At 70.2% G+C, this 16,568-nt stretch carries 22 protein-coding genes; 14 read left to right on the top strand and 8 right to left on the bottom strand.

Going from position 1 to position 16,568, the window contains the following annotated elements:
• Positions 1–262: 262 nt before the first annotated feature.
• The 3 genes from ACFVT2_RS00110 (at position 263) to ACFVT2_RS00100 (ending at position 2,549) form a co-directional block, all read left to right on the top strand.
• Entirely contained in the window at positions 263–670 is a 408-nt protein-coding gene (locus ACFVT2_RS00110) for a rodlin (RefSeq protein ID WP_390010338.1), read from the top strand.
• A 139-nt stretch (positions 671–809) separates the two neighbouring features.
• Positions 810–1,367 carry a chaplin family protein gene (locus ACFVT2_RS00105; protein ID WP_390010336.1) on the top strand — a complete coding sequence of 186 codons (558 nt, stop codon included), beginning with the start codon at positions 810–812 and terminating at the stop codon, positions 1,365–1,367.
• A gap of 336 nt (positions 1,368–1,703) precedes the next feature.
• Positions 1,704–2,549, top strand: coding sequence for a nitrilase-related carbon-nitrogen hydrolase (locus tag ACFVT2_RS00100; protein ID WP_390010334.1), 846 nt, complete (start codon positions 1,704–1,706; stop codon positions 2,547–2,549).
• A gap of 21 nt (positions 2,550–2,570) precedes the next feature.
• Here the strand turns inward: ACFVT2_RS00100 and tatA are convergent, their stop codons facing one another.
• From tatA to rpmB, 3 genes are all read right to left on the bottom strand, one after another.
• Positions 2,571–2,768 (bottom strand): Sec-independent protein translocase subunit TatA, encoded by a 198-nt coding sequence (gene tatA / locus ACFVT2_RS00095; protein WP_390010332.1) that lies wholly within the window; start codon positions 2,766–2,768, stop codon positions 2,571–2,573.
• A 111-nt stretch (positions 2,769–2,879) separates the two neighbouring features.
• Positions 2,880–3,185 carry a 30S ribosomal protein S14 gene (gene rpsN, locus ACFVT2_RS00090; protein WP_390010330.1) on the bottom strand — a complete coding sequence of 102 codons (306 nt, stop codon included), beginning with the start codon at positions 3,183–3,185 and terminating at the stop codon, positions 2,880–2,882.
• On the bottom strand, positions 3,185–3,421 hold the full coding sequence (gene rpmB / locus ACFVT2_RS00085; RefSeq protein WP_390010328.1) for a 50S ribosomal protein L28: 237 nt from the start codon (positions 3,419–3,421) through the stop codon (positions 3,185–3,187). The genes rpsN and rpmB overlap by 1 nt, the downstream gene beginning before the upstream one ends.
• A gap of 74 nt (positions 3,422–3,495) precedes the next feature.
• Here rpmB and rpmG point away from each other — a divergent pair, with 74 nt between their 5' ends.
• The 5 genes from rpmG (at position 3,496) to ACFVT2_RS00060 (ending at position 6,368) form a co-directional block, all read left to right on the top strand.
• On the top strand, positions 3,496–3,660 hold the full coding sequence (rpmG, locus tag ACFVT2_RS00080) for a 50S ribosomal protein L33 (RefSeq protein ID WP_100604806.1): 165 nt from the start codon (positions 3,496–3,498) through the stop codon (positions 3,658–3,660).
• A gap of 5 nt (positions 3,661–3,665) precedes the next feature.
• On the top strand, positions 3,666–3,920 hold the full coding sequence (locus ACFVT2_RS00075; RefSeq protein ID WP_390010326.1) for a type B 50S ribosomal protein L31: 255 nt from the start codon (positions 3,666–3,668) through the stop codon (positions 3,918–3,920).
• On the top strand, positions 3,920–5,068 hold the full coding sequence (locus tag ACFVT2_RS00070; protein WP_390010324.1) for a CobW family GTP-binding protein: 1,149 nt from the start codon (positions 3,920–3,922) through the stop codon (positions 5,066–5,068). The genes ACFVT2_RS00075 and ACFVT2_RS00070 overlap by 1 nt, the downstream gene beginning before the upstream one ends.
• A 119-nt stretch (positions 5,069–5,187) precedes the next feature.
• Positions 5,188–5,424: a 30S ribosomal protein S18 gene (gene rpsR / locus ACFVT2_RS00065; RefSeq protein ID WP_390010323.1), complete on the top strand. Its 237-nt coding sequence runs from the start codon at positions 5,188–5,190 to the stop codon at positions 5,422–5,424.
• Between the two features lie 704 nt (positions 5,425–6,128).
• Positions 6,129–6,368, top strand: a complete 240-nt coding sequence (locus tag ACFVT2_RS00060) for a DUF397 domain-containing protein (protein WP_390010321.1) — start codon at positions 6,129–6,131, stop codon at positions 6,366–6,368.
• A gap of 121 nt (positions 6,369–6,489) precedes the next feature.
• Here ACFVT2_RS00060 and ACFVT2_RS00055 read toward each other — a convergent pair whose 3' ends face one another.
• Positions 6,490–6,999 (bottom strand): ATP-binding protein, encoded by a 510-nt coding sequence (locus ACFVT2_RS00055; RefSeq protein ID WP_390010319.1) that lies wholly within the window; start codon positions 6,997–6,999, stop codon positions 6,490–6,492.
• A gap of 315 nt (positions 7,000–7,314) precedes the next feature.
• Here ACFVT2_RS00055 and ACFVT2_RS00050 point away from each other — a divergent pair, with 315 nt between their 5' ends.
• The 4 genes from ACFVT2_RS00050 (at position 7,315) to ACFVT2_RS00035 (ending at position 11,148) form a co-directional block, all read left to right on the top strand.
• Positions 7,315–8,178 carry a helix-turn-helix domain-containing protein gene (locus ACFVT2_RS00050; protein ID WP_390010318.1) on the top strand — a complete coding sequence of 288 codons (864 nt, stop codon included), beginning with the start codon at positions 7,315–7,317 and terminating at the stop codon, positions 8,176–8,178.
• 68 nt (positions 8,179–8,246) lie between these two features.
• Entirely contained in the window at positions 8,247–9,704 is a 1,458-nt protein-coding gene (locus ACFVT2_RS00045) for an aldehyde dehydrogenase family protein (protein WP_390010316.1), read from the top strand.
• A 180-nt stretch (positions 9,705–9,884) separates the two neighbouring features.
• Positions 9,885–10,433 (top strand): DinB family protein, encoded by a 549-nt coding sequence (locus ACFVT2_RS00040; protein WP_390010314.1) that lies wholly within the window; start codon positions 9,885–9,887, stop codon positions 10,431–10,433.
• Positions 10,434–10,494: 61 nt separating this feature from the next.
• A complete protein-coding gene (locus ACFVT2_RS00035) occupies positions 10,495–11,148 on the top strand; it encodes a PadR family transcriptional regulator (protein WP_390011187.1) in 654 nt (217 codons plus the stop codon).
• Between the two features lie 27 nt (positions 11,149–11,175).
• Here the strand turns inward: ACFVT2_RS00035 and ACFVT2_RS00030 are convergent, their stop codons facing one another.
• The 3 genes from ACFVT2_RS00030 to leuE form a co-directional block, all read right to left on the bottom strand.
• Positions 11,176–12,591, bottom strand: coding sequence for a glutamate decarboxylase (locus ACFVT2_RS00030; RefSeq protein ID WP_390010312.1), 1,416 nt, complete (start codon positions 12,589–12,591; stop codon positions 11,176–11,178).
• 16 nt (positions 12,592–12,607) lie between these two features.
• Positions 12,608–13,231, bottom strand: a complete 624-nt coding sequence (gene wrbA, locus ACFVT2_RS00025) for an NAD(P)H:quinone oxidoreductase (RefSeq protein WP_390010310.1) — start codon at positions 13,229–13,231, stop codon at positions 12,608–12,610.
• A gap of 144 nt (positions 13,232–13,375) precedes the next feature.
• A complete protein-coding gene (gene leuE, locus ACFVT2_RS00020; RefSeq protein WP_390010308.1) occupies positions 13,376–14,077 on the bottom strand; it encodes a leucine efflux protein LeuE in 702 nt (233 codons plus the stop codon).
• A 121-nt stretch (positions 14,078–14,198) separates the two neighbouring features.
• Here leuE and ACFVT2_RS00015 point away from each other — a divergent pair, with 121 nt between their 5' ends.
• Positions 14,199–14,957, top strand: coding sequence for a MerR family transcriptional regulator (locus ACFVT2_RS00015; protein WP_390011185.1), 759 nt, complete (start codon positions 14,199–14,201; stop codon positions 14,955–14,957).
• A 47-nt stretch (positions 14,958–15,004) separates the two neighbouring features.
• Here ACFVT2_RS00015 and ACFVT2_RS00010 read toward each other — a convergent pair whose 3' ends face one another.
• Positions 15,005–15,373: a YbjQ family protein gene (locus tag ACFVT2_RS00010; protein ID WP_390010306.1), complete on the bottom strand. Its 369-nt coding sequence runs from the start codon at positions 15,371–15,373 to the stop codon at positions 15,005–15,007.
• Positions 15,374–15,660: 287 nt separating this feature from the next.
• On the opposite strand from ACFVT2_RS00010, the gene ACFVT2_RS00005 reads away from it, so the two are divergent.
• Positions 15,661–16,362 (top strand): DedA family protein, encoded by a 702-nt coding sequence (locus ACFVT2_RS00005; protein ID WP_390010304.1) that lies wholly within the window; start codon positions 15,661–15,663, stop codon positions 16,360–16,362.
• Positions 16,363–16,568 lie beyond the last annotated feature (206 nt).

Raw genomic sequence — 16,568 nt, 5'->3', positions numbered from 1 at the left:
TATGAGAGCGTGTGGAGGGATGCATGCCAATGCCCTTGCGAGACGGATGGGGCCGCCAGGGCATTGGCATGCCGGGCGGAAATGAGTACGGGGTCCGGGAGATTTCCTTGTGATTTTCCGGGCCCCTGTAGCGCATCGGAGGTATTTTCGGGAGGCTGATCACCATCTATTCGGGTGACGGTGCGGAACTCGGGCGGCCGCGGTCTGTTGTCGGAACAGGGCTCCCGTGCCGGGAGTTCCTTCTCCTGAAGGGTTTAGCGCGATGAAGCAGATGATGGCGGCCGCGGCGATCTCGGCGTCGCTCTTCGGAATTTCGGCCGCGGCGGCTCAGGAGGCTCTGGCGGTCGGTGACCATAACGGCACGAGCACCGTCAACGGTAACGGCGCCAAATCCGTATACGGAAACTCCAAGACGCACGGCAAGCGCAGCACCCAGCTCGGGCTCCTGCAGGGCAGCCTGAACGACCTGTGCGTCGGCCTGCCCACCAAGGCGAACATCGGCTCGCTGCTCGGCGGAATTCCGATCACGGTGCAGGACATCAATGTCCTGTCCTCGCCGCAGAACCAGCAGTGCGCCAAGAACTCGACGCAGGCCAAGGGCGACGAGGCGCTGTCGCACATCGTGGACGACATTCCGATCCTCTCGGGCAACGGGGTCAAGAACCGCTGACGGCAAACGGCCTCGGCCGATTCACTGCTTGCGACACCGGGCGGCCGGCGGGCGTATGCGCCGTCGGCCGCCCGGTCGTGCGAGCACCACGGGGGCGCGGGCGGGGCGTCCGTGCGCGAGGACTGTGGAGTGAGGGGACATGCGACAGAGCCTGAAGGCATACGTGCTCGTTGCGGTGGCATCGGGTGTGCTCGGGGTGGGCGCCGGTTCGGTGTTCGCGGACGCCGGTGCGCAGGGGGGTGCAGCGGATTCTCCCGGGGTGCTGTCCGGGAACTCGGTCAAGGTGGAGGTGCGCGCTCCGATCGCTGCGTGTGGCAACGCGGTCGACGGGGTGGGGCTGTTGAGCCCTGCCATGGGGAACGGGTGCGGGAACGGTTCCGCGTCCCCGCGGCCGCCGCTGGTCGGGCGCCCGCCGGAGGGCCACCGGGCCGCCCCGGTGCGGCGCGCGACGGGGCCGGAGAAGCACCAGAGCCAGCAGCAGGCCGGGGCGCCCGAGGGGGAAGCCCGGCGGGGCGTGCGGGTGCGTACCGATCATGATCCTCGGATGGGTGCGGTGGCTCGGGCCGGGAAGTCTGCGGGGGAGGCGCTGCTGGCGTCCACCGGGGCGCAGCGGCTGGGGCTGGTCGCCGGTGCCGGCGGCGGGCTGGTGCTCGGTGGGGCGGTGCTGCTGCACCGGGCCCGTAAGCGTCGGGGGTGAGGCGAGCGGCATCCAGGGGCTCGGCGGCCGGCCGAGCGGGTGCGGCGGGCCGCTCGGCCGGGGCCGCTCGGCCGGGGCCGCTCGGCCGGGGCGACGCCGAGGGCGCCGGACGTCCCGACCGCGGCCGTCGTACCGCTGGTGCCGGGCGGAGCTGCGGCTGGAAGTCGCCCGGGGGTACGACGGATCGTGCGGATCAACGCGTGATGGAGGTGCCCGGCACGGGAAGGATCGTTCTTTCGCTCGTTGGTGGGATGCGTCTTAACCGGATGTTCGGGGAAGAATCGGTAGAAAGCACGTAAAAGCTATTAGAGGTAATTAATCGAGGGGGAGTGGGGCATGCTGATCGCGCTGGCGCAGACGGACTGTGTGTTGGGGGACGTGGCGGAGAACCTCCGGGTCGCCCGGGAGCAGATCGAGCAGGCGGCGGTCCAGGGGGCGGAGCTCGTCGTGTTTCCCGAACTCAGCCTGCACGGCTATCACTTGGGGGCGCTCAAGCGGGACGAGTCCATTGAGGCGGGCGATCCACGGGTGCGGGAGCTGAGCAGTCTGGGGCCGGATGTGCTGGTCGGCTTCCACGAGCACACCAGCCTGCGGGCGTACAACACGTCCGCGTACTACGCGGACGGGGCGCTGACCCATGCGCACCGCAAGCTCTACCTGCCGAACTACCTGGCGTGGGAGGAGCGCAAGCACGTCAGTCCGGGGCAGTCGATGCGGGCGTACGACCTGCCGAAGTCGGCGAGCGGGGGGCGGGGGGCGACGTTGGTGTGCAACGACGCCTGGCAGCCGGTGTTGCCGTGGCTGGCGGTGCAGGACGGGGCCGAGGTGTTGTTCGTGCCGACCAACAGTGCGGCGAGCCTGGACCCGGAGGCGATGGACACCGGGCTGTATTGGGACACGCTGCTGTCCTATACGGCGCGGATGTTGCAGTGCTGGGTGGTCTTCGTCAACCGGGTCGGCAACGAGCACGGGGCGTCGTTCTGGGGCGGCTCGCGGGTGGTGGACCCGCGGGGCGCGGTGGTGGCCCAGGCGCCCAAGTGGGAGACGGCGCTGGTCACCGTGGAGATCGATCCGTCCGAGGCGCGCCGGCAGCGCAGGGCGGTGCCGTTGGTCGCGGAGGCCCGGCTGGGGTTGATCGACCGCGAGGTGCGGCGGCTGATCGACGAGGGCGGCGACCACTGAGCGCGGTGCGGGCGGGCCGGGTCAGTGGCCGGCGGGCTGCTCCGCGCCGGCGGCCTCGGTGGGGTGCTCGTCCTTGAGGGCCTTGACCTCCGACTTGAGGATGCGCATCGAACGGCCGAGGCCGCGTGCCATGTCGGGGAGCTTCTTGGACCCGAAGACCAGCACGAGGACGGCCAGGATCAGGATCAGGTGCCAGGGCTCCAGGGCGTTGCGCAGCATGGGCGCTCTCGCTTTCGTCAGGGTGCCAGCGGGGGTCTGACCAGTATTACCCGAACGGCCCGGCTGCCCGGCCCAGGGGTCGCGCCCGGGGGCAGGCAGCCGGGGCGGGGGTCACCAGCTGGACTTGGTGACCCCCGGTAGGTAGCCCTTGTGCGCCTGGTCGCGGAGGTTGATCCGGGAGAGGCCGAAGGCGCGGAGGTAGCCGCGCGGACGGCCGTCGACGCTGTCGCGGTTGCGGACGCGGGTGGCGCTGGCGTCCCGCGGCTGGCGGGACAGCTCCCGCTGGGCGGTGGTGCGCTCCTCGTCGGAGGCGCGCGGGTCGCGGATGACGGCCTTGAGGACGGCTCGGCGGGCGGCGTAGCGGGCGACCGTGGCGCGGCGTCGCTCGTTCCCCGCGATCTTGCTCTTCTTGGCCATCAGACCTTCTCCCCCTGGGCGCGGATGCGGGCGACGGCGGCCTCGATGCCGATCGCGTCGATGGTCTTGATCGCCTTGGCGCTGAGGGTGAGCCGGATGTGGCGGCCCTCGCTCTCCAGCCAGTAGCGCTTGCGCTGGACGTTGGGGTCGAAGCGCCGTGAGGTGCGGCGGTGCGAGTGGGAGATGGTCTTGCCGAAGCCCGGCTTGCGGCCGGTCAGCTGGCAGTGGGCGGACATGGTGCGGTCCCTTCGGTGGTCGGGCCCTCTGAGGGCTTATTGAAAATGGAAACCATTTGCGTATACTACCTGGCATGGCCCGCAACGAAATACGCCCGGTCGTCAAACTCCGGTCCACCGCCGGCACCGGGTTCACGTACGTCACCCGCAAGAACCGCCGCAACGACCCCGACCGCCTGGAACTGCGCAAGTACGACCCGGTCGTCGGGCGGCACGTCACCTTCCGAGAGGAGCGCTGAGCCTGATGAAGTCCGGAATCCACCCCGCCTACGAGCCCGTCGTCTTCCGCGACCGGGCCGGGGACTTCGCCTTCCTGACCCGCTCGACGGCGACGAGCGACAAGACGATCGAGTGGGAGGACGGGAACAGCTATCCCGTCATCGACGTCGAGATCTCCTCGGCGAGCCACCCCTTCTACACGGGCGCCGCCCGGGTGCTGGACACCGCCGGCCGGGTCGAGCGGTTCGAGCGCCGGTACGGCAAGCGCGGGGCCCGCTGATGGAGCAGCTGAGCGTCGTGCTGGTGGGCGGGCTGCACGCGGACGCCCGGCGGGCCGCCGTAGAGCGGCTGCTGCGGACCGTCCCCGGCAGCGTCGCCCTCCACCACGACCTCGCCTCCGCGGCCGACGGCACCGTGCGGCGCACCGTCCGCGACGCCGGCGGCACGCTGGACACCGGGGAGGCGCCGCTGGTCAACGACTGCGCCTGCTGTGCGCTGCGCGAGGACCTGGTGCCCGAGCTGGAGCGGCTGGCCGCCGGCCGGACCTGCCGGCTGGCGATCGTCGAGCTGTGGGACTCGGTCGAGCCGAAGGCGATGGCCGAGGTGGTCACCTCGTGCGGCAGCGCGAACCTGGCGCTGACCGGCGTGATCACGGCGGTCGATCCGGCGCTGCTGCTGCCCTACCTCGGCTGCGGTGACGACCTGGCCGAGGCCGGGCTGGCGGCCGCCGCCTCCGACCAGCGGACGGTCGCCGACACCTGGGCCCGGCAGTTGGAGTACGCGCCGGTGCTGGCGCTGGCCACGGGGGAGGAGGCCGCGGACGACGCCGATCACGCGCTGCTGGCGCAGCTGCACCCGATGGCGCGCCAGGTGGCCGTGGACTCCGAGGAGCTGGCCGCCGCCGCGCTGGCCGGCTTCGACGTGGAGGCCGCCGCGAGCCGGCAGCACCCGGCCTGTGCGCTGCTGCCGCAGGAGGCCGAGGCGGCCGGTGTGACCACGTGCGTCTGGCGCGGCGCCCGGCCCTTCCATCCGGAGCGGCTCTACGCGGCCCTGGAGGACCTGACCTGTGCGGCGGTGCGCAGCCGGGGGCGGTTCTGGCTGGCCGACCGGCCGGACACCTTGCTGCACTGGGACGCCGCGGGTGGTGCGCTGTGCGTGGAGAACGCCGGGCCGTGGCTGGCCGCGCTGCCGGACGCCGCCTGGGAGCTGGTGCCGCCGGTGCGCCGGGCGGCCGCCGCGCTGGACTGGCACCCCGAGCACGGCGACCGGGGCCAGTACCTGACCTTCACCTCGCCCGGACTGGACCGCGACGGGCTCCGCGCCCTGTTGGAGTCCTGCCTGCTCAGCGATGCCGAGTACGCGGGCGGTCCGGCGGTCTGGAAGGCCCTGCCGCCGGCCTTCGACGTTCTGCTCGACCCTGTGTCGTGATGTCGTGACGCCGGGCCGCCCGTTGGGGCGGTAGGTCGCCGGCCCGTACCGAGCCACTCGGGAACCGGTCGTTTTCCCGCCCGGAACCAGTCCCTCCGCCCGTAGAAGGAAGCTTTGCCATGCCCCGTCGGAACGACTCGCGGCGTACGGCCGCCCCCCGCCCCAACCCGCTGGACGCGGCCGGGATCACGTACATCGATTACAAGGACACCGATCTGCTGCGGAAGTTCCTCTCGGACCGCGGCAAGATTCGGAGCCGTCGGGTAACCAGGGTCACCGCCCAGCAGCAGCGACAGCTGTCCCGCGCGATCAAGAACGCCCGGGAGATGGCGCTGTTGCCGTACTCCTCGCGGTGACGCAAGGCCCGCGGGGGCGGCGCCCCCGGCAGCCGGCGCCGGGGTGCTCCGCCTGCTGCGCGACGACGATCCGCCTCGACCACTTCCTGCCACATCCTCGGCCAAGCTCTTAAGGAGCAGGGGCCCCACCGAAGGTCTGGCGGGCGCTGGCCGAGCCGGAGTTGCTCGCACGGTGGATGCTGCCCGGCGATTTTCGGCTGGAGGTCGGCCACCTCCCCCAAGCTCTTAAAGAGCAGGGAGGGACCCCCATCGAGATGCGGACGCTGCCCCGACCGAACACCAACTTCTCCGGCACGGTCGTCGCCGAGGGCGTCGCCTACGAGTCGGTGGGGTCTCCCCTGCTCCTTAAGAGCTTGGGGAAGGACGCTGCGGCGGCGCTGGCGGGACGCCGACGAGGGGCAGGGCGACCGCGCCGACCGGACCCTCACCTGGACCTTGGAACCCGAAGGCCGCGGCACGCGTCTCTTCCTCGTCCACGAGGGCTTGGATCCCGATGACCCGTACCAGGTGCAGGCGCACCGCATCAGGGGGGCGGCCGGCGGTCGATTGTGACGGAAGGTTCGGGGAAGGTGCTCAACAAAATGTGACCGGCTCGGCACCCCCTGTCGTGCACGTGCATCTGCGCATGCAACTGCATGTGAACGCAGCTATGATCCCGGGCAGTTGACACCGTTTTCCACCGCGTTCACCACCGGGAGAGCCCTGTGCCCCACGCATACAACGGCATGGCCGCAACGGATCTCCGCGATGTGGCATGGCAGAAGAGCCAACACAGCAACTCCCAGGGCTCCTGCGTGGAATTCGCGAAGCTGCCCGGGGGTGACATAGCGGTGCGCAATTCCCGTTTCCCGGACGGCCCGGCGCTGGTCTACACGCCGGCCGAGGTCGAGGCGATGCTGCTGGGCGTCAAGGACGGGGAGTTCGACCACCTGGTCCGCGACTGAGCGCACGGCGGTTCCGGCGCCGGTCCCTACGGCGCGGACACGGAAAACGGGCGCCCGCGAAAGAGCGGGCGCCCGATGCATGAGGGCGGTCGGATGGGCGGTGCGGGCCGTGCGGCGGCCGTCACGGCAGCCGGAAGAGGGCCCACACGATCTTGCCGTGCCGGCTTCCGGACAGCCGGTGCCAGCCCCAGCTGTCGCTGAAGGAGTCCACCAGATAGAGCCCGCGGCCCGACTCGTCGGCGGAGTCCGCCTCGCCGGCCTCCGGTGAGGCGTCGCTGGGGTCCCGTACCGCGCACACCAGCCGGGAGGACCACCGCATCAGATGGAGCCGGGCGGGCAGACAGGTGTCGGTGAAGTCCGCGCCGAATCCGGGGTGCTCCGGGGCGGCGAGGACCGCGTGCCGCAGGGCGTTGGTGACGAGCTCGGAGACCACCAGGGCGACGCCGTCGAAGAGATCTTCCAGGTCCCAGCCGATGAGCGTTTCGCGGGTGAACTTGCGGGCGCCGCCGACCGATTCGTAACGGGGCGGGAGCGGGCAGGACACGGATCCGGAGACGGCCAAGGGGTCGATGGGAGGGAAGCCCTGCCATAACGGCTCGAAATCGAGCATGGTCGAAACCTTGGTCCCCATGCGAGGCACTCCTGGCGTTCGCGGACGTCATGACCCAGGCCGGTCAGCCGGGGATCTGGCGGATCTTTCACGAGCGTGCATGCGTGCGACGCCCATGGTTCCCAATGCGTAGGGCAGATGCAAGGGCAGATGCACGTGCAGCTGACGCGATTGCGTAGGGCTGGACGCATAAGCGCCGTATTCTTCCTATGATTTCTTGTGGAGGGCTTGCGGGGGCCGCACATATCAGTAACCACATGAGCACTCAACGAAGCCTGAACGTGGCAGACTGCGGCCCACTGTTGGACGGGGTGGGGTCACAGGAGGGTCAGAGAGGTGTCCGCAAGTGAGTCGGGCGGGTCGGTGGTGCGGCGGATCCTGCTCGGATCCCAGCTCCGCCGGCTGCGTGAGTCGCGCGGGATAACCCGTGAAGCGGCCGGCTACTCGATCCGTGCGTCCGAATCGAAGATCAGCCGCATGGAGTTGGGCAGGGTGAGCTTCAAGGCACGCGATGTCGCAGATCTCCTCACGCTCTACGGCGTGAGCGACGAGCAGGAGCGCGAGGCGCTGCTTTCACTGGCCAAGGAGGCGAACGTCGCGGGCTGGTGGCACAGTTACAGCGATGTGCTTCCCGGATGGTTCCAGACGTATGTGGGCCTGGAAGGAGCCGCATCGCTCCTCCGTGTCTACGAAGTCCAGTTCGTCCACGGGCTGTTGCAGACCGAGGAGTACGCGCACGCCGTGGTGTCCGGCGGTATGTCGGGTGCGTCGGCCGCCGACGTCCAACGCCGGGTCGCGCTGCGCCAGGAGCGGCAGAAGCTGCTCATCTCGGAACGCGCGCCACAGTTGCACTGCGTCCTGGACGAGGCGGCGCTGCGCCGCCAGTACGGCGGACGGGCGGTGATGCGGGGGCAGTTGAAGCATCTGATCGACATCTCGGAGCGGCCCAATGTGCGGCTCCAGGTGGTGCCGTTCAACTTCGGCTGGCATGCGGGGGAGAGCGGTGCGTTCACCATGCTGCGCTTCCCGGAGTCCGATCTCTCCGACGTCGTCTATCTGGAGCAGCTCACCAGCGCCCTCTATGTGGACAAGCCGGAGGAGGTCGCGCAGTACGAGCGGGCGATGGAGCGGTTGCAGGAGGACAGCCCGGATCCCTCCGCGACCAGGGATCTTCTGCGTGGTCTACTCCAACTCGCTTGACCCGGCAGTAGGATGACGCTGGATCAGCCCCCCCCCGCAGAAGCAGTGCCGCACAGAGTAGGGATGCCATGTCCTTCTTCGCAGACCTGGCCTACCAGTTCATCGACGGTGAATGGCGGGCCGGCAGCGGCTCGTGGGACATCATCGATTTCAACCCCTACGACCAGGAAAAGCTGGCGTCGATCACGGTCGCCGGCGTGGACCAGGTCGATGCGGCCTACCGCGCCGCCGAGCGGGCGCAGCGGGACTGGGCACTGCGGAACCCCTACGAACGGCGGCGGGTCACCGAGCGACTGCTGCGGCTGATCGAGGAGCGCGAGGACGAGATCGTCGAGGCGCTCGTCCTCGAACTGGGCGGCACCCGCATCAAGGCCGAGTACGAGGTCCGGCTCGCCAAGGAGTTCGTCCGCGAGGCGATCCAGCTGGCCCTGCGGCCGCAGGGCCGGATACTGCCCTCGCCGGTGGACGGCAAGGAGAACCGCGTCTACACCCGGCCGGTCGGGGTCATCGGCGTGATCAGCCCGTTCAACTTCCCGTTCCTGATCTCCATGAAGTCCGTGGCGCCGGCGCTGGCGCTGGGCAATGCCGTGGTCGTCAAGCCCAACCAGAACGCCCCGATCTCCGGCGGTGGGCTGATCGCCAAGCTGTTCCAGGAAGCCGGGCTGCCGGACGGCCTGCTCAACGTGCTGATCACCGACATCGCGGAGATCGGGGACGCGCTGATCGAGCACCCGGTGCCTCGGGTGATCTCGTTCGCCGGCTCGGACAAGGTCGGCCGGCACGTCGCGGCGGTCAGCGCCGGGCACTTCAAGCGGGTGGTCCTCGAACTCAGCGGCAACAGCGCGCTGATCGTGATGGACGACGCCGACGTGGACTACGCGGTGGACGCCGCGGTCTTCAGCCGGTTCGTCTATCAGGGGCAGGTCTGTATGGCGGCCAACCGGGTGCTGCTGGACCGCGCGGTGGAGGCCGAGTTCACCGAGAAGTTCGTGGCGAAGGTGGCGGCGCTGCGGACCGGTGACCCGCGTGATCCGCGCACCCAGATCGGTCCGCTGATCAACACCTTCCAGGCGGAGGCGCTGACCTCGCTGGTCGACCGGGCGATAGCCGAAGGGGCCACGGCGCTGCTGCGGGGCCGTACGGAGGGCAACCTCGTCGAGCCGAGCGTGCTGGCCGGGCTGCCCGCGGACTCGGCCCTGCACGGCCAGGAGCTGTTCGGGCCGGTGGCGCTGCTGGTGCCGTTCGAGGGCGAGGACGAGGCGGTGCGGATCGCCAACGACACCCCGTACGGGCTCAGCGGTGCGGTGCACACGGCCAATGTGGAGCGCGGGGCACGGATCGCCCAGCGGATCGAGACCGGGATGGTCCACGTCAACGACGGGACGGTGCACGACGAGCCGCAGGTGGCGTTCGGCGGGGAGAAGTTCTCCGGTATCGGGCGGCTGAACGGCGAGTCCACGGTCGAGGCGTTCACGACGCAGAAGTGGGTGTCCATCCAGCACGGGCGGTCGCCGTTCCCGCTCTGAGGCGGGGCGGGAATCCGGCGCGTTACGTGAACGGTCCGCCGGTTCGTCGGTCCGCGGGGGATCTAGGACATGAACTGTCCTACCTGCTCCGTAGTGTTGGTGAGGTCGGGCAACGGCCGGAAGGGTCGGTGCCGGCCAGCCCGCGGCGCCCTGCCGCTGGCGTGACGAAAGGCGGAATCCATGCCCATTCTTGTTACGGCCGAGGCCGCCGGTGACGAGCGCGGGGCGCTGCTGGCCTTCCTGGAGGCGCAGCGCGGCGGGCTGCGGCGGGCGGTCCTGGGGCTGACCGACGAGCAGGCGAAGAGGCGGCCGAGCGCCAGTGAGCTGTCACTGGGCGGGCTGGTCAAGCACGTCGCGCAGGTCGAGCAGCGCTGGCTGGACATCGCGCAGCAGCGGGAGCACGCCGTTGTGCTCGATCAGAGCACCTGGCACCTGGGCTTCCAGTTGCAGGACGGCGAGACCGTCGCGGGGATGCTGGAGTTCTGGGACAAGGTCGCGGCCGAGACGGAGAGCTTCATCCGCTCCGTGCCGAGCCTCGACGACACCTTCCCGCTGCCCCCGGCTCCGTGGGCCCCGAAGGACGCCCGGCGGTCGATGCGCTGGCTGATGCTGCACCTGATCGAGGAGGCTGCTCAGCATGCGGGCCATGCCGACATCGTCCGGGAATCCCTGGACGGCAAGACGGCCTCCACGCTGGTGGACGAGGAGCGGACGGCCCGGGAGGGGTAGCCGACAGGCCCTAGGCTGGCGGCAGGGCGCGTGCGGGATGCGTTCCGGGATTGGGGTGGCGATGTCGGCGATCCGGCTGCTGGTGCTGGGGGCCGTGCGGCAGCACGGCCGGGCGCACGGCTATCAGGTCCGCAACGACCTGGAGTACTGGGGCGCGCACGAGTGGTCCAACGCCAAGCCGGGGTCGATCTACCACGCGCTCAAACAGATGGCGAAGCAGGGACTGCTGCACGCCCATGACATCGCGCCGAGCACCGCCGGCGGTCCGCCGCGCACCGAGTACGAGCTGACCCCGGCGGGCGAGGAGGAGTACTTCCGGCTGCTGCGGGCGGCGCTGGCGGAGCGCGACCCCAAGACCGACGTGCTGAGCGCCGGTATCGGCTTCATCGTCGATCTGCCGCGGGACGAGGCGGTGGCGCTGCTCAAGGAGCGGGTGCGGGCGATCACGGAGTGGCGGACCTCGGTCACCTCGTACTACATGCCCGAGGGCGGGCCCGAACAGTTCGGTCATATCGGCGAGATCATGCACATGTGGGTACACGCGGCGGACAGTGGCGCGGAGTGGACCCGCGGACTGATCGAGCGGATCGAGGGCGGGGCGTACGTCTTCGCCGGCGAGGGCGAGCCGTTCGTGGGGGTGCTCGCGGACGGGCAGCCGAACCCGTACGCGACGCGGGGCGGGGCCGGCGACGAGGCGGGGTCGGGCGCCGGCTGACGACGGGGCGCCCGGGCCCCGCGGCCGTCAGTGGTGGAAGGCGGTGGCGACGTTCTGCGGGCGGTCCAACGGGGCGGATTGCCGGCGGAGTTCCGTGAGCAGCTGTTCCAGGTCGGCCACGAAGTTGTCGGCGAGGTCCAGCGAGAAGCCGTTGCGGCAGACCACGCGCAGGACGGAGAGGTCCTGGCGGTTGGGCGGGAAGGTGTAGGCGGGAAGCAGCCAGCCGCGTTCCTTCATGCGTCGGGACACGTCGAAGACGTCGAAGGACGTGACGTGGTCGGCGGTGGTGAAGGCGAAGACCGGCAGTTGGTCGCCCTGGGTGAGCAGCCGGAAGTCGCCCAGCGCGCCGATCTGTTCGGCCATCGAGCAGGCCACGTCGCGGGTGGCCTGTTGGACGGCGCGGAAGCCCTCCCGGCCCAGTCGCAGGAAGGTGTAGTACTGGGCGGCGACCTGGGCGCCGGGGCGGGAGAAGTTGAGGGCGAAGGTCGGCATGTCGCCGCCCAGGTAGTTGACGCGGAAGACCAACTCCTCCGGGAGCGCGTCCTGGTCGCGCCAGAGCGCCCAGCCGACGCCGGGGTAGACCAGGCCGTACTTGTGGCCGGAGGTGTTGATGGAGGCGACCCGGGGGAGGCGGAAGTCCCACACCACGTCGGGGTCGAGGAACGGCGCGATCATGCCGCCGGAGGCGCCGTCCACGTGGACCGGGACGTCCAGGCCGGTGCGTTCCTGGAGTGCGTCGAGCGCCGCGCAGATCTCCGCCACCGGCTCGTAGGAGCCGTCGAAGGTCGAGCCCAGGACGGCGACGACGCCGATGGTGTTCTCGTCGCAGAGCGCGGCGGCGGAGTCCGCGTCGAGGTGGAAGCGGTCGCCCTCCATGGGGACCTGGCGGGCCTGGACCTCCCAGAAGTTGCAGAACTTCTCCCAGCAGACCTGGACGTTGGCGCCCATGACGAGGTTGGGCCGGACGGCGGCGGGATAGCGGTCCTGGTTGCGCTTGGCCCAGCGGCGCTTGAGGGCCATGCCGGCGAGCATGCAGGCTTCGCTGGAGCCGGTGGTGGAACAGCCCATGGCGGCGGCCGGGTCGGGGGCGTGCCAGAGGTTGGCGAGCATCGCCACGCAGCGCCGCTCCAGTTCGGCGGTGCGCGGGTACTCGTCCTTGTCGATCATGTTCTTGTCCCGGCACTCCGACATCAGGACGTCGGCCTGCGGCTCCATCCAGGTCGTGACGAAGGTGGCGAGGTTGAGCCGGGCATTGCCGTCCAGCATCAGCTCGTCGTGGACGAACTGGTAGGCGTTGTGCGGGGAGATCGGGCCTTCGGGGAGGGTGTATCGCGGGGGAGCGGTTTCCATCCCGGCTACCGGGTCGGCCTCGCCGTAGAAGGGGTTCACCGGGTGCCGCCGGCGTTCGCGGACCCGTTCGGAGCCGCCTTTGTGGAGGGTCATCTACTGCGGCCTTTCGTCAACTCGTGGCGGCCAGACCGGCTTTGATGGCTTTGGTGAACCGCACCACGCGCTCCGCCTGGATGCGGGCGGCGGTGCGGGCGTCGGCGTCGACCGGGGTGTCCGGGCCGCCGACGTGCGAGGTGCCGTAGGGATTGCCGTCGGTGAACTTCGCCGGGTCGGTGTAGCCGGGGGCGATGAGGATGCCGCCGAAGTGGTGGACGGTGTTGTACAGCGCCAGGAGGGTGGACTCCTGACCGCCGTGCTTGGTGGCGGAGGCGGTGAAGCCGCTGTAGACCTTGTCGGCCAGTCGGCCCTGTTGCCAGAGGCCGCCCAGGGTGTCCATGAACTGCTTGAGCTGGGACGTCACGTTGCCGAAGCGGGTGGGGGTGCCGAAGAGCACCGCGTCCGCCCAGAGCATGTCGTCGTGGGTCGCCTCCAGGATGTCGGCGGTGGCGGTGACGTTGGCCGCCCAGGCCGGGTTGGCGTCGATGGCGGACTGCGGGGCGAGTTCGGCGACCCGGCGCAGCCGTACGTCGGCGCCCGCGCGCTCGGCGGCGTCGGCGATCAGCCGGGCCAGCTCGGCGATGGTGCCGGTCGACGAGTAGTAGATGACGGCGACGTTGACGTCGTGCACGGGCATGGACGCACCTCCTGGAACCCGACAATAGGGGCATACGGGGTGCGTGGCCTCCAGGGTTCGCCCAGTGGAAGCGCGACCGGGCCGGGCCCCTGTGGACCCGGCCCGGCTGAGGGGCGGCACCGCGCGGGCACCGCCCCGTAGTGGTCAGCTCGTGCTGGCCAGTGACAGCTTCGCGGCGAAACCGAGGAAGGCGGCGCCGGCGCCCGCGGAGAGTCCGGCGGCCAGCCGCTTGCGGCGGCGGAAGGTCGCCGCCAGGTACGTGCCGCTGAAGATCAGCAGCGAGAGGTAGCTGAAGCTGAAGAGCTGCGCCCAGGCGCCGAGGGTCAAGAACGACAGCACCGGGTGCGCGTACGAGGGGTCCACGAACTGCACGAAGAAGGAGATGAAGAACAGGATCGCCTTCGGATTGAGCAGGCTGACCACCAGCGCCCGGCGGAACGGCCGCTCGACGGTGGCCTTCGGTGCCGCGCCGGGCTCCGTGGGGGCCGTTCCGGCCGGCTGCTCCGCCGACCCGTCCCGCACGGCCTGGCGCGACGCGCGGCCGCCGCGCCACAGGGACCAGGCGCCGCGCAGCATCCCGACCGCCAGCCACGTCAGATAGCCCGCGCCGGCGAACTTCACGATGCCGAACAGCACCGGGCTGGCCTTCAGCAGCGAGGCCACCCCGCCCGCCGACAGCGTCATCAGCACGGTGTCGCCGCACAGCACGCCCGCCGCGGCCCGGTACGCCACCCGGCGGCCGCGTCGGGCGGCCACCGAGACGACGTAGAGCGAATTCGGCCCCGGCAGCAGAACAATCAGGGCGAGGCCCGCCAGATACGTGGACAGATCCGTTATTCCCAGCATGCGCGGAGGATCTCACCCGCCGACCCCCGGCCTCATCGGGCTTTCAGAATCCGGACTTGCACCTCACGTGGCGTGAGGAGCCAGCGTGAAGCACGTACCGATGACCGACGAGGGAGCGGAAGTGAGCTATTCGGTAGGCCAGGTCGCCGGTTTCGCCGGAGTCACGGTGCGCACCTTGCACCACTACGACGAGATCGGACTGCTGGTGCCCGGCGAACGCAGTCACGCGGGGCACCGGCGCTACGGCGACGACGACCTGGACCGGCTCCAGCAGATCCTGTTCTACCGGGAACTGGGCTTTCCGCTCGACGAGGTGGCGGCCCTCCTGGACGACCCGGACGCGGACCCGCAGGCGCACCTGCGGCGTCAGCACGCACTGTTGACCGCGCGGATCGGGACGCTCCAGAAGATGGCCGCCGCCGTCGAACACGCCATGGAGGCACGCAGGATGAACGTACGGCTCACACCGGAGGAGAAGTTCGAGGTCTTCGGCGACTTCGACCCCGACCAGTACGCCGACGAGGCGGCGGAGCGCTGGGGCGGCACCGACGCCTACAAGGAGTCGCAGCGCCGGACGGCCGCGTACACCAAGGACGACTGGAAGCGGCTGACGGCGGAGTTCGACGCCATCCACCGCAGGATGGCGGAGCTGCTCGGGCAGGGGGTGCCGGCGGACTCCGAGGCGGCGATGGACGTCGCCGAAGAGCACCGGCGGTTCATCGGCCAGGCGTACTACGACTGCACCTACGAGATCCACACCGGGCTCGGCGAGATGTACGTCGCGGACGAGCGGTTCACCGCCACCTATGAGGCGATCCGGCCGGGGCTCGCGGAGTACCTGCGGGACGCGATGCTGGCGAACGCGGTGCGGAACGTGTGAGGGGCGCCGGGGTGCCGGTGAAGCGACGTAGGCGGCGCTGTCGTCGGTCAGCCCTGGGGTTCCACCACCACGGCCGTGCCGTAGGCGCAGACCTCGGTGCCGACGTCGGCGGCCTCGGTGACATCGAAGCGGAACATCAGGACCGCGTTCGCGCCGCGGGAGCGGGCCTGATCCACCAGACGTTCCATGGCCTGGTTGCGGGTCTGGACGAGGGTCTTGGTCAGGCCGCGCAGCTCGCCGCCGATCATCGACTTCAGGCCGGCGCCGATCTGGCTGCCCAGGTGCCGGGAGCGCACGGTGAGGCCGAAGACCTCGCCGATGACGTGTTTCACGTGAAACCCCGGTACGTCGTTGGTCGTCACGACCAGGACGTCGGCCTGCGCCTGCTGTCCGCCGCCGTACTCCTCGATGCCCATGGTCCGCACCTCCTGTCCTTCCGGCCAGGATCACCCGGGCCGGCGGGGGCGGCCAGCGGTCGGGGGCGGTCGGGTGGAGAGGGGGCTGGGGCGGCGGTGGCGGGGCTGGTGGCGGGCGCTCGACGCCGGTGGCCGGGGCGGCCCGGGGCCGGGGGCCGGGGCTACGCCTGGAACCGCTGGGCGTCATATTCCGTTGATAGCTTTGGGCCGCACACTGCGCCTGCACCCCCGCTTCCGCTCGTCGCACCGCGCGAGCCGGGCGCCCTCGACCCAGGAGCCTTCACCCCGTGAATACTCTCGCGCTCGGCCCCCAGTGGCTGAACTCGGACTACTTGATCACGACTTTCGGCCTGATCGGCGTCCTGCTCATTGTCTTCGCGGAGTCGGGGCTGCTGATCGGCTTCTTCCTGCCCGGGGACTCGCTGCTGTTCACCACCGGTCTGATGGTGACGACGAACAAGATCGACAAGCCGCTGTGGCTGGTGTGCACGCTGGTGGTGCTGGCAGCGGTGCTGGGCGACCAGGCCGGCTATCTCTTCGGCCGCAAGGTCGGCCCGTCGCTCTTCAGCCGGCCCGACTCCCGGCTGTTCAAGCAGGAGAACGTGGAGAAGGCGCACGCCTTCTTCGAGAAGCACGGTCCGAAGTCGCTGATCCTGGCCCGGTTCGTACCGATCGTCCGGACCTTCACGCCGATCATCGCGGGCGTGAGTGGGATGCAGTACCGCTCCTTCATCACCTTCAACGTCATCGGGGGAACGTTGTGGGGGGCCGGCGTGACGCTGCTGGGCGCCGCGCTGGGCAACATCGAGTTCGTGCACAAGAACATCGAGGTGATCCTTGTGGCGATCGTGCTGATCTCCGTGGTGCCGGTCGTCATCGAGTTCCTGCGGGCACGGGGCAAGGCGAAGAAGGAGCCGGCCGGTGCCGCGGTGGACGCGGCGGAAACCCCTGCGCGGGCGCAGGGGCGGGGGCGCCACGCTCGGCGCTGACGCGCTTGGCTTCCCACGTTTTTGGCTTTCCCGCCGTTGCGCCTGGCGGCGCGGGCCCTTCGTACGTTGCCGGGTGCGGCGCCGTTTCGCCTGGCGGCGGGCTGTTGTCCGCTGCGCGGGGCTGTTGGGTGCGGTGTCGGGTCGGAGGGGTCGGTGTGCAGGACTGCTGCGGCTTTAGAACAGGACCACCAACCCAACACCCCCCC

It is taken from the genome of Streptomyces sp. NPDC058000 (assembly GCF_042886435.1).
Taxonomy (GTDB): Bacteria; Actinomycetota; Actinomycetes; order Streptomycetales; family Streptomycetaceae; genus Streptomyces.
The sequence above is the reverse complement of the archived record's forward strand: the minus strand, read 5'-3'. Positions and strand labels throughout refer to the sequence as shown.

What these genes read in the sequence shown, in the direction of transcription:
- leuE (WP_390010308.1), bottom strand. Translation starts at nt 14,077, where the DNA reads ATGCTGGGAATAACGGATCTGTCCACGTATCTGGCGGGCCTCGCCCTG.
- ACFVT2_RS00010 (WP_390010306.1), bottom strand. Translation starts at nt 15,373, where the DNA reads ATGGGCATCGAGGAGTACGGCGGCGGACAGCAGGCGCAGGCCGACGTC.
- rpmG (WP_100604806.1), top strand. Translation starts at nt 3,496, where the DNA reads ATGGCCCGCAACGAAATACGCCCGGTCGTCAAACTCCGGTCCACCGCC.
- rpmB (WP_390010328.1), bottom strand. Translation starts at nt 3,421, where the DNA reads ATGTCCGCCCACTGCCAGCTGACCGGCCGCAAGCCGGGCTTCGGCAAG.
- rpsN (WP_390010330.1), bottom strand. Translation starts at nt 3,185, where the DNA reads ATGGCCAAGAAGAGCAAGATCGCGGGGAACGAGCGACGCCGCGCCACG.
- rpsR (WP_390010323.1), top strand. Translation starts at nt 5,188, where the DNA reads ATGCCCCGTCGGAACGACTCGCGGCGTACGGCCGCCCCCCGCCCCAAC.
- ACFVT2_RS00075 (WP_390010326.1), top strand. Translation starts at nt 3,666, where the DNA reads ATGAAGTCCGGAATCCACCCCGCCTACGAGCCCGTCGTCTTCCGCGAC.
- tatA (WP_390010332.1), bottom strand. Translation starts at nt 2,768, where the DNA reads ATGCTGCGCAACGCCCTGGAGCCCTGGCACCTGATCCTGATCCTGGCC.
- ACFVT2_RS00105 (WP_390010336.1), top strand. Translation starts at nt 810, where the DNA reads ATGCGACAGAGCCTGAAGGCATACGTGCTCGTTGCGGTGGCATCGGGT.
- ACFVT2_RS00055 (WP_390010319.1), bottom strand. Translation starts at nt 6,999, where the DNA reads ATGGGGACCAAGGTTTCGACCATGCTCGATTTCGAGCCGTTATGGCAG.
- ACFVT2_RS00030 (WP_390010312.1), bottom strand. Translation starts at nt 12,591, where the DNA reads ATGACCCTCCACAAAGGCGGCTCCGAACGGGTCCGCGAACGCCGGCGG.
- ACFVT2_RS00070 (WP_390010324.1), top strand. Translation starts at nt 3,920, where the DNA reads ATGGAGCAGCTGAGCGTCGTGCTGGTGGGCGGGCTGCACGCGGACGCC.
- ACFVT2_RS00110 (WP_390010338.1), top strand. Translation starts at nt 263, where the DNA reads ATGAAGCAGATGATGGCGGCCGCGGCGATCTCGGCGTCGCTCTTCGGA.
- ACFVT2_RS00040 (WP_390010314.1), top strand. Translation starts at nt 9,885, where the DNA reads ATGCCCATTCTTGTTACGGCCGAGGCCGCCGGTGACGAGCGCGGGGCG.
- ACFVT2_RS00045 (WP_390010316.1), top strand. Translation starts at nt 8,247, where the DNA reads ATGTCCTTCTTCGCAGACCTGGCCTACCAGTTCATCGACGGTGAATGG.
- ACFVT2_RS00100 (WP_390010334.1), top strand. Translation starts at nt 1,704, where the DNA reads ATGCTGATCGCGCTGGCGCAGACGGACTGTGTGTTGGGGGACGTGGCG.
- ACFVT2_RS00035 (WP_390011187.1), top strand. Translation starts at nt 10,495, where the DNA reads ATGTCGGCGATCCGGCTGCTGGTGCTGGGGGCCGTGCGGCAGCACGGC.
- wrbA (WP_390010310.1), bottom strand. Translation starts at nt 13,231, where the DNA reads ATGCCCGTGCACGACGTCAACGTCGCCGTCATCTACTACTCGTCGACC.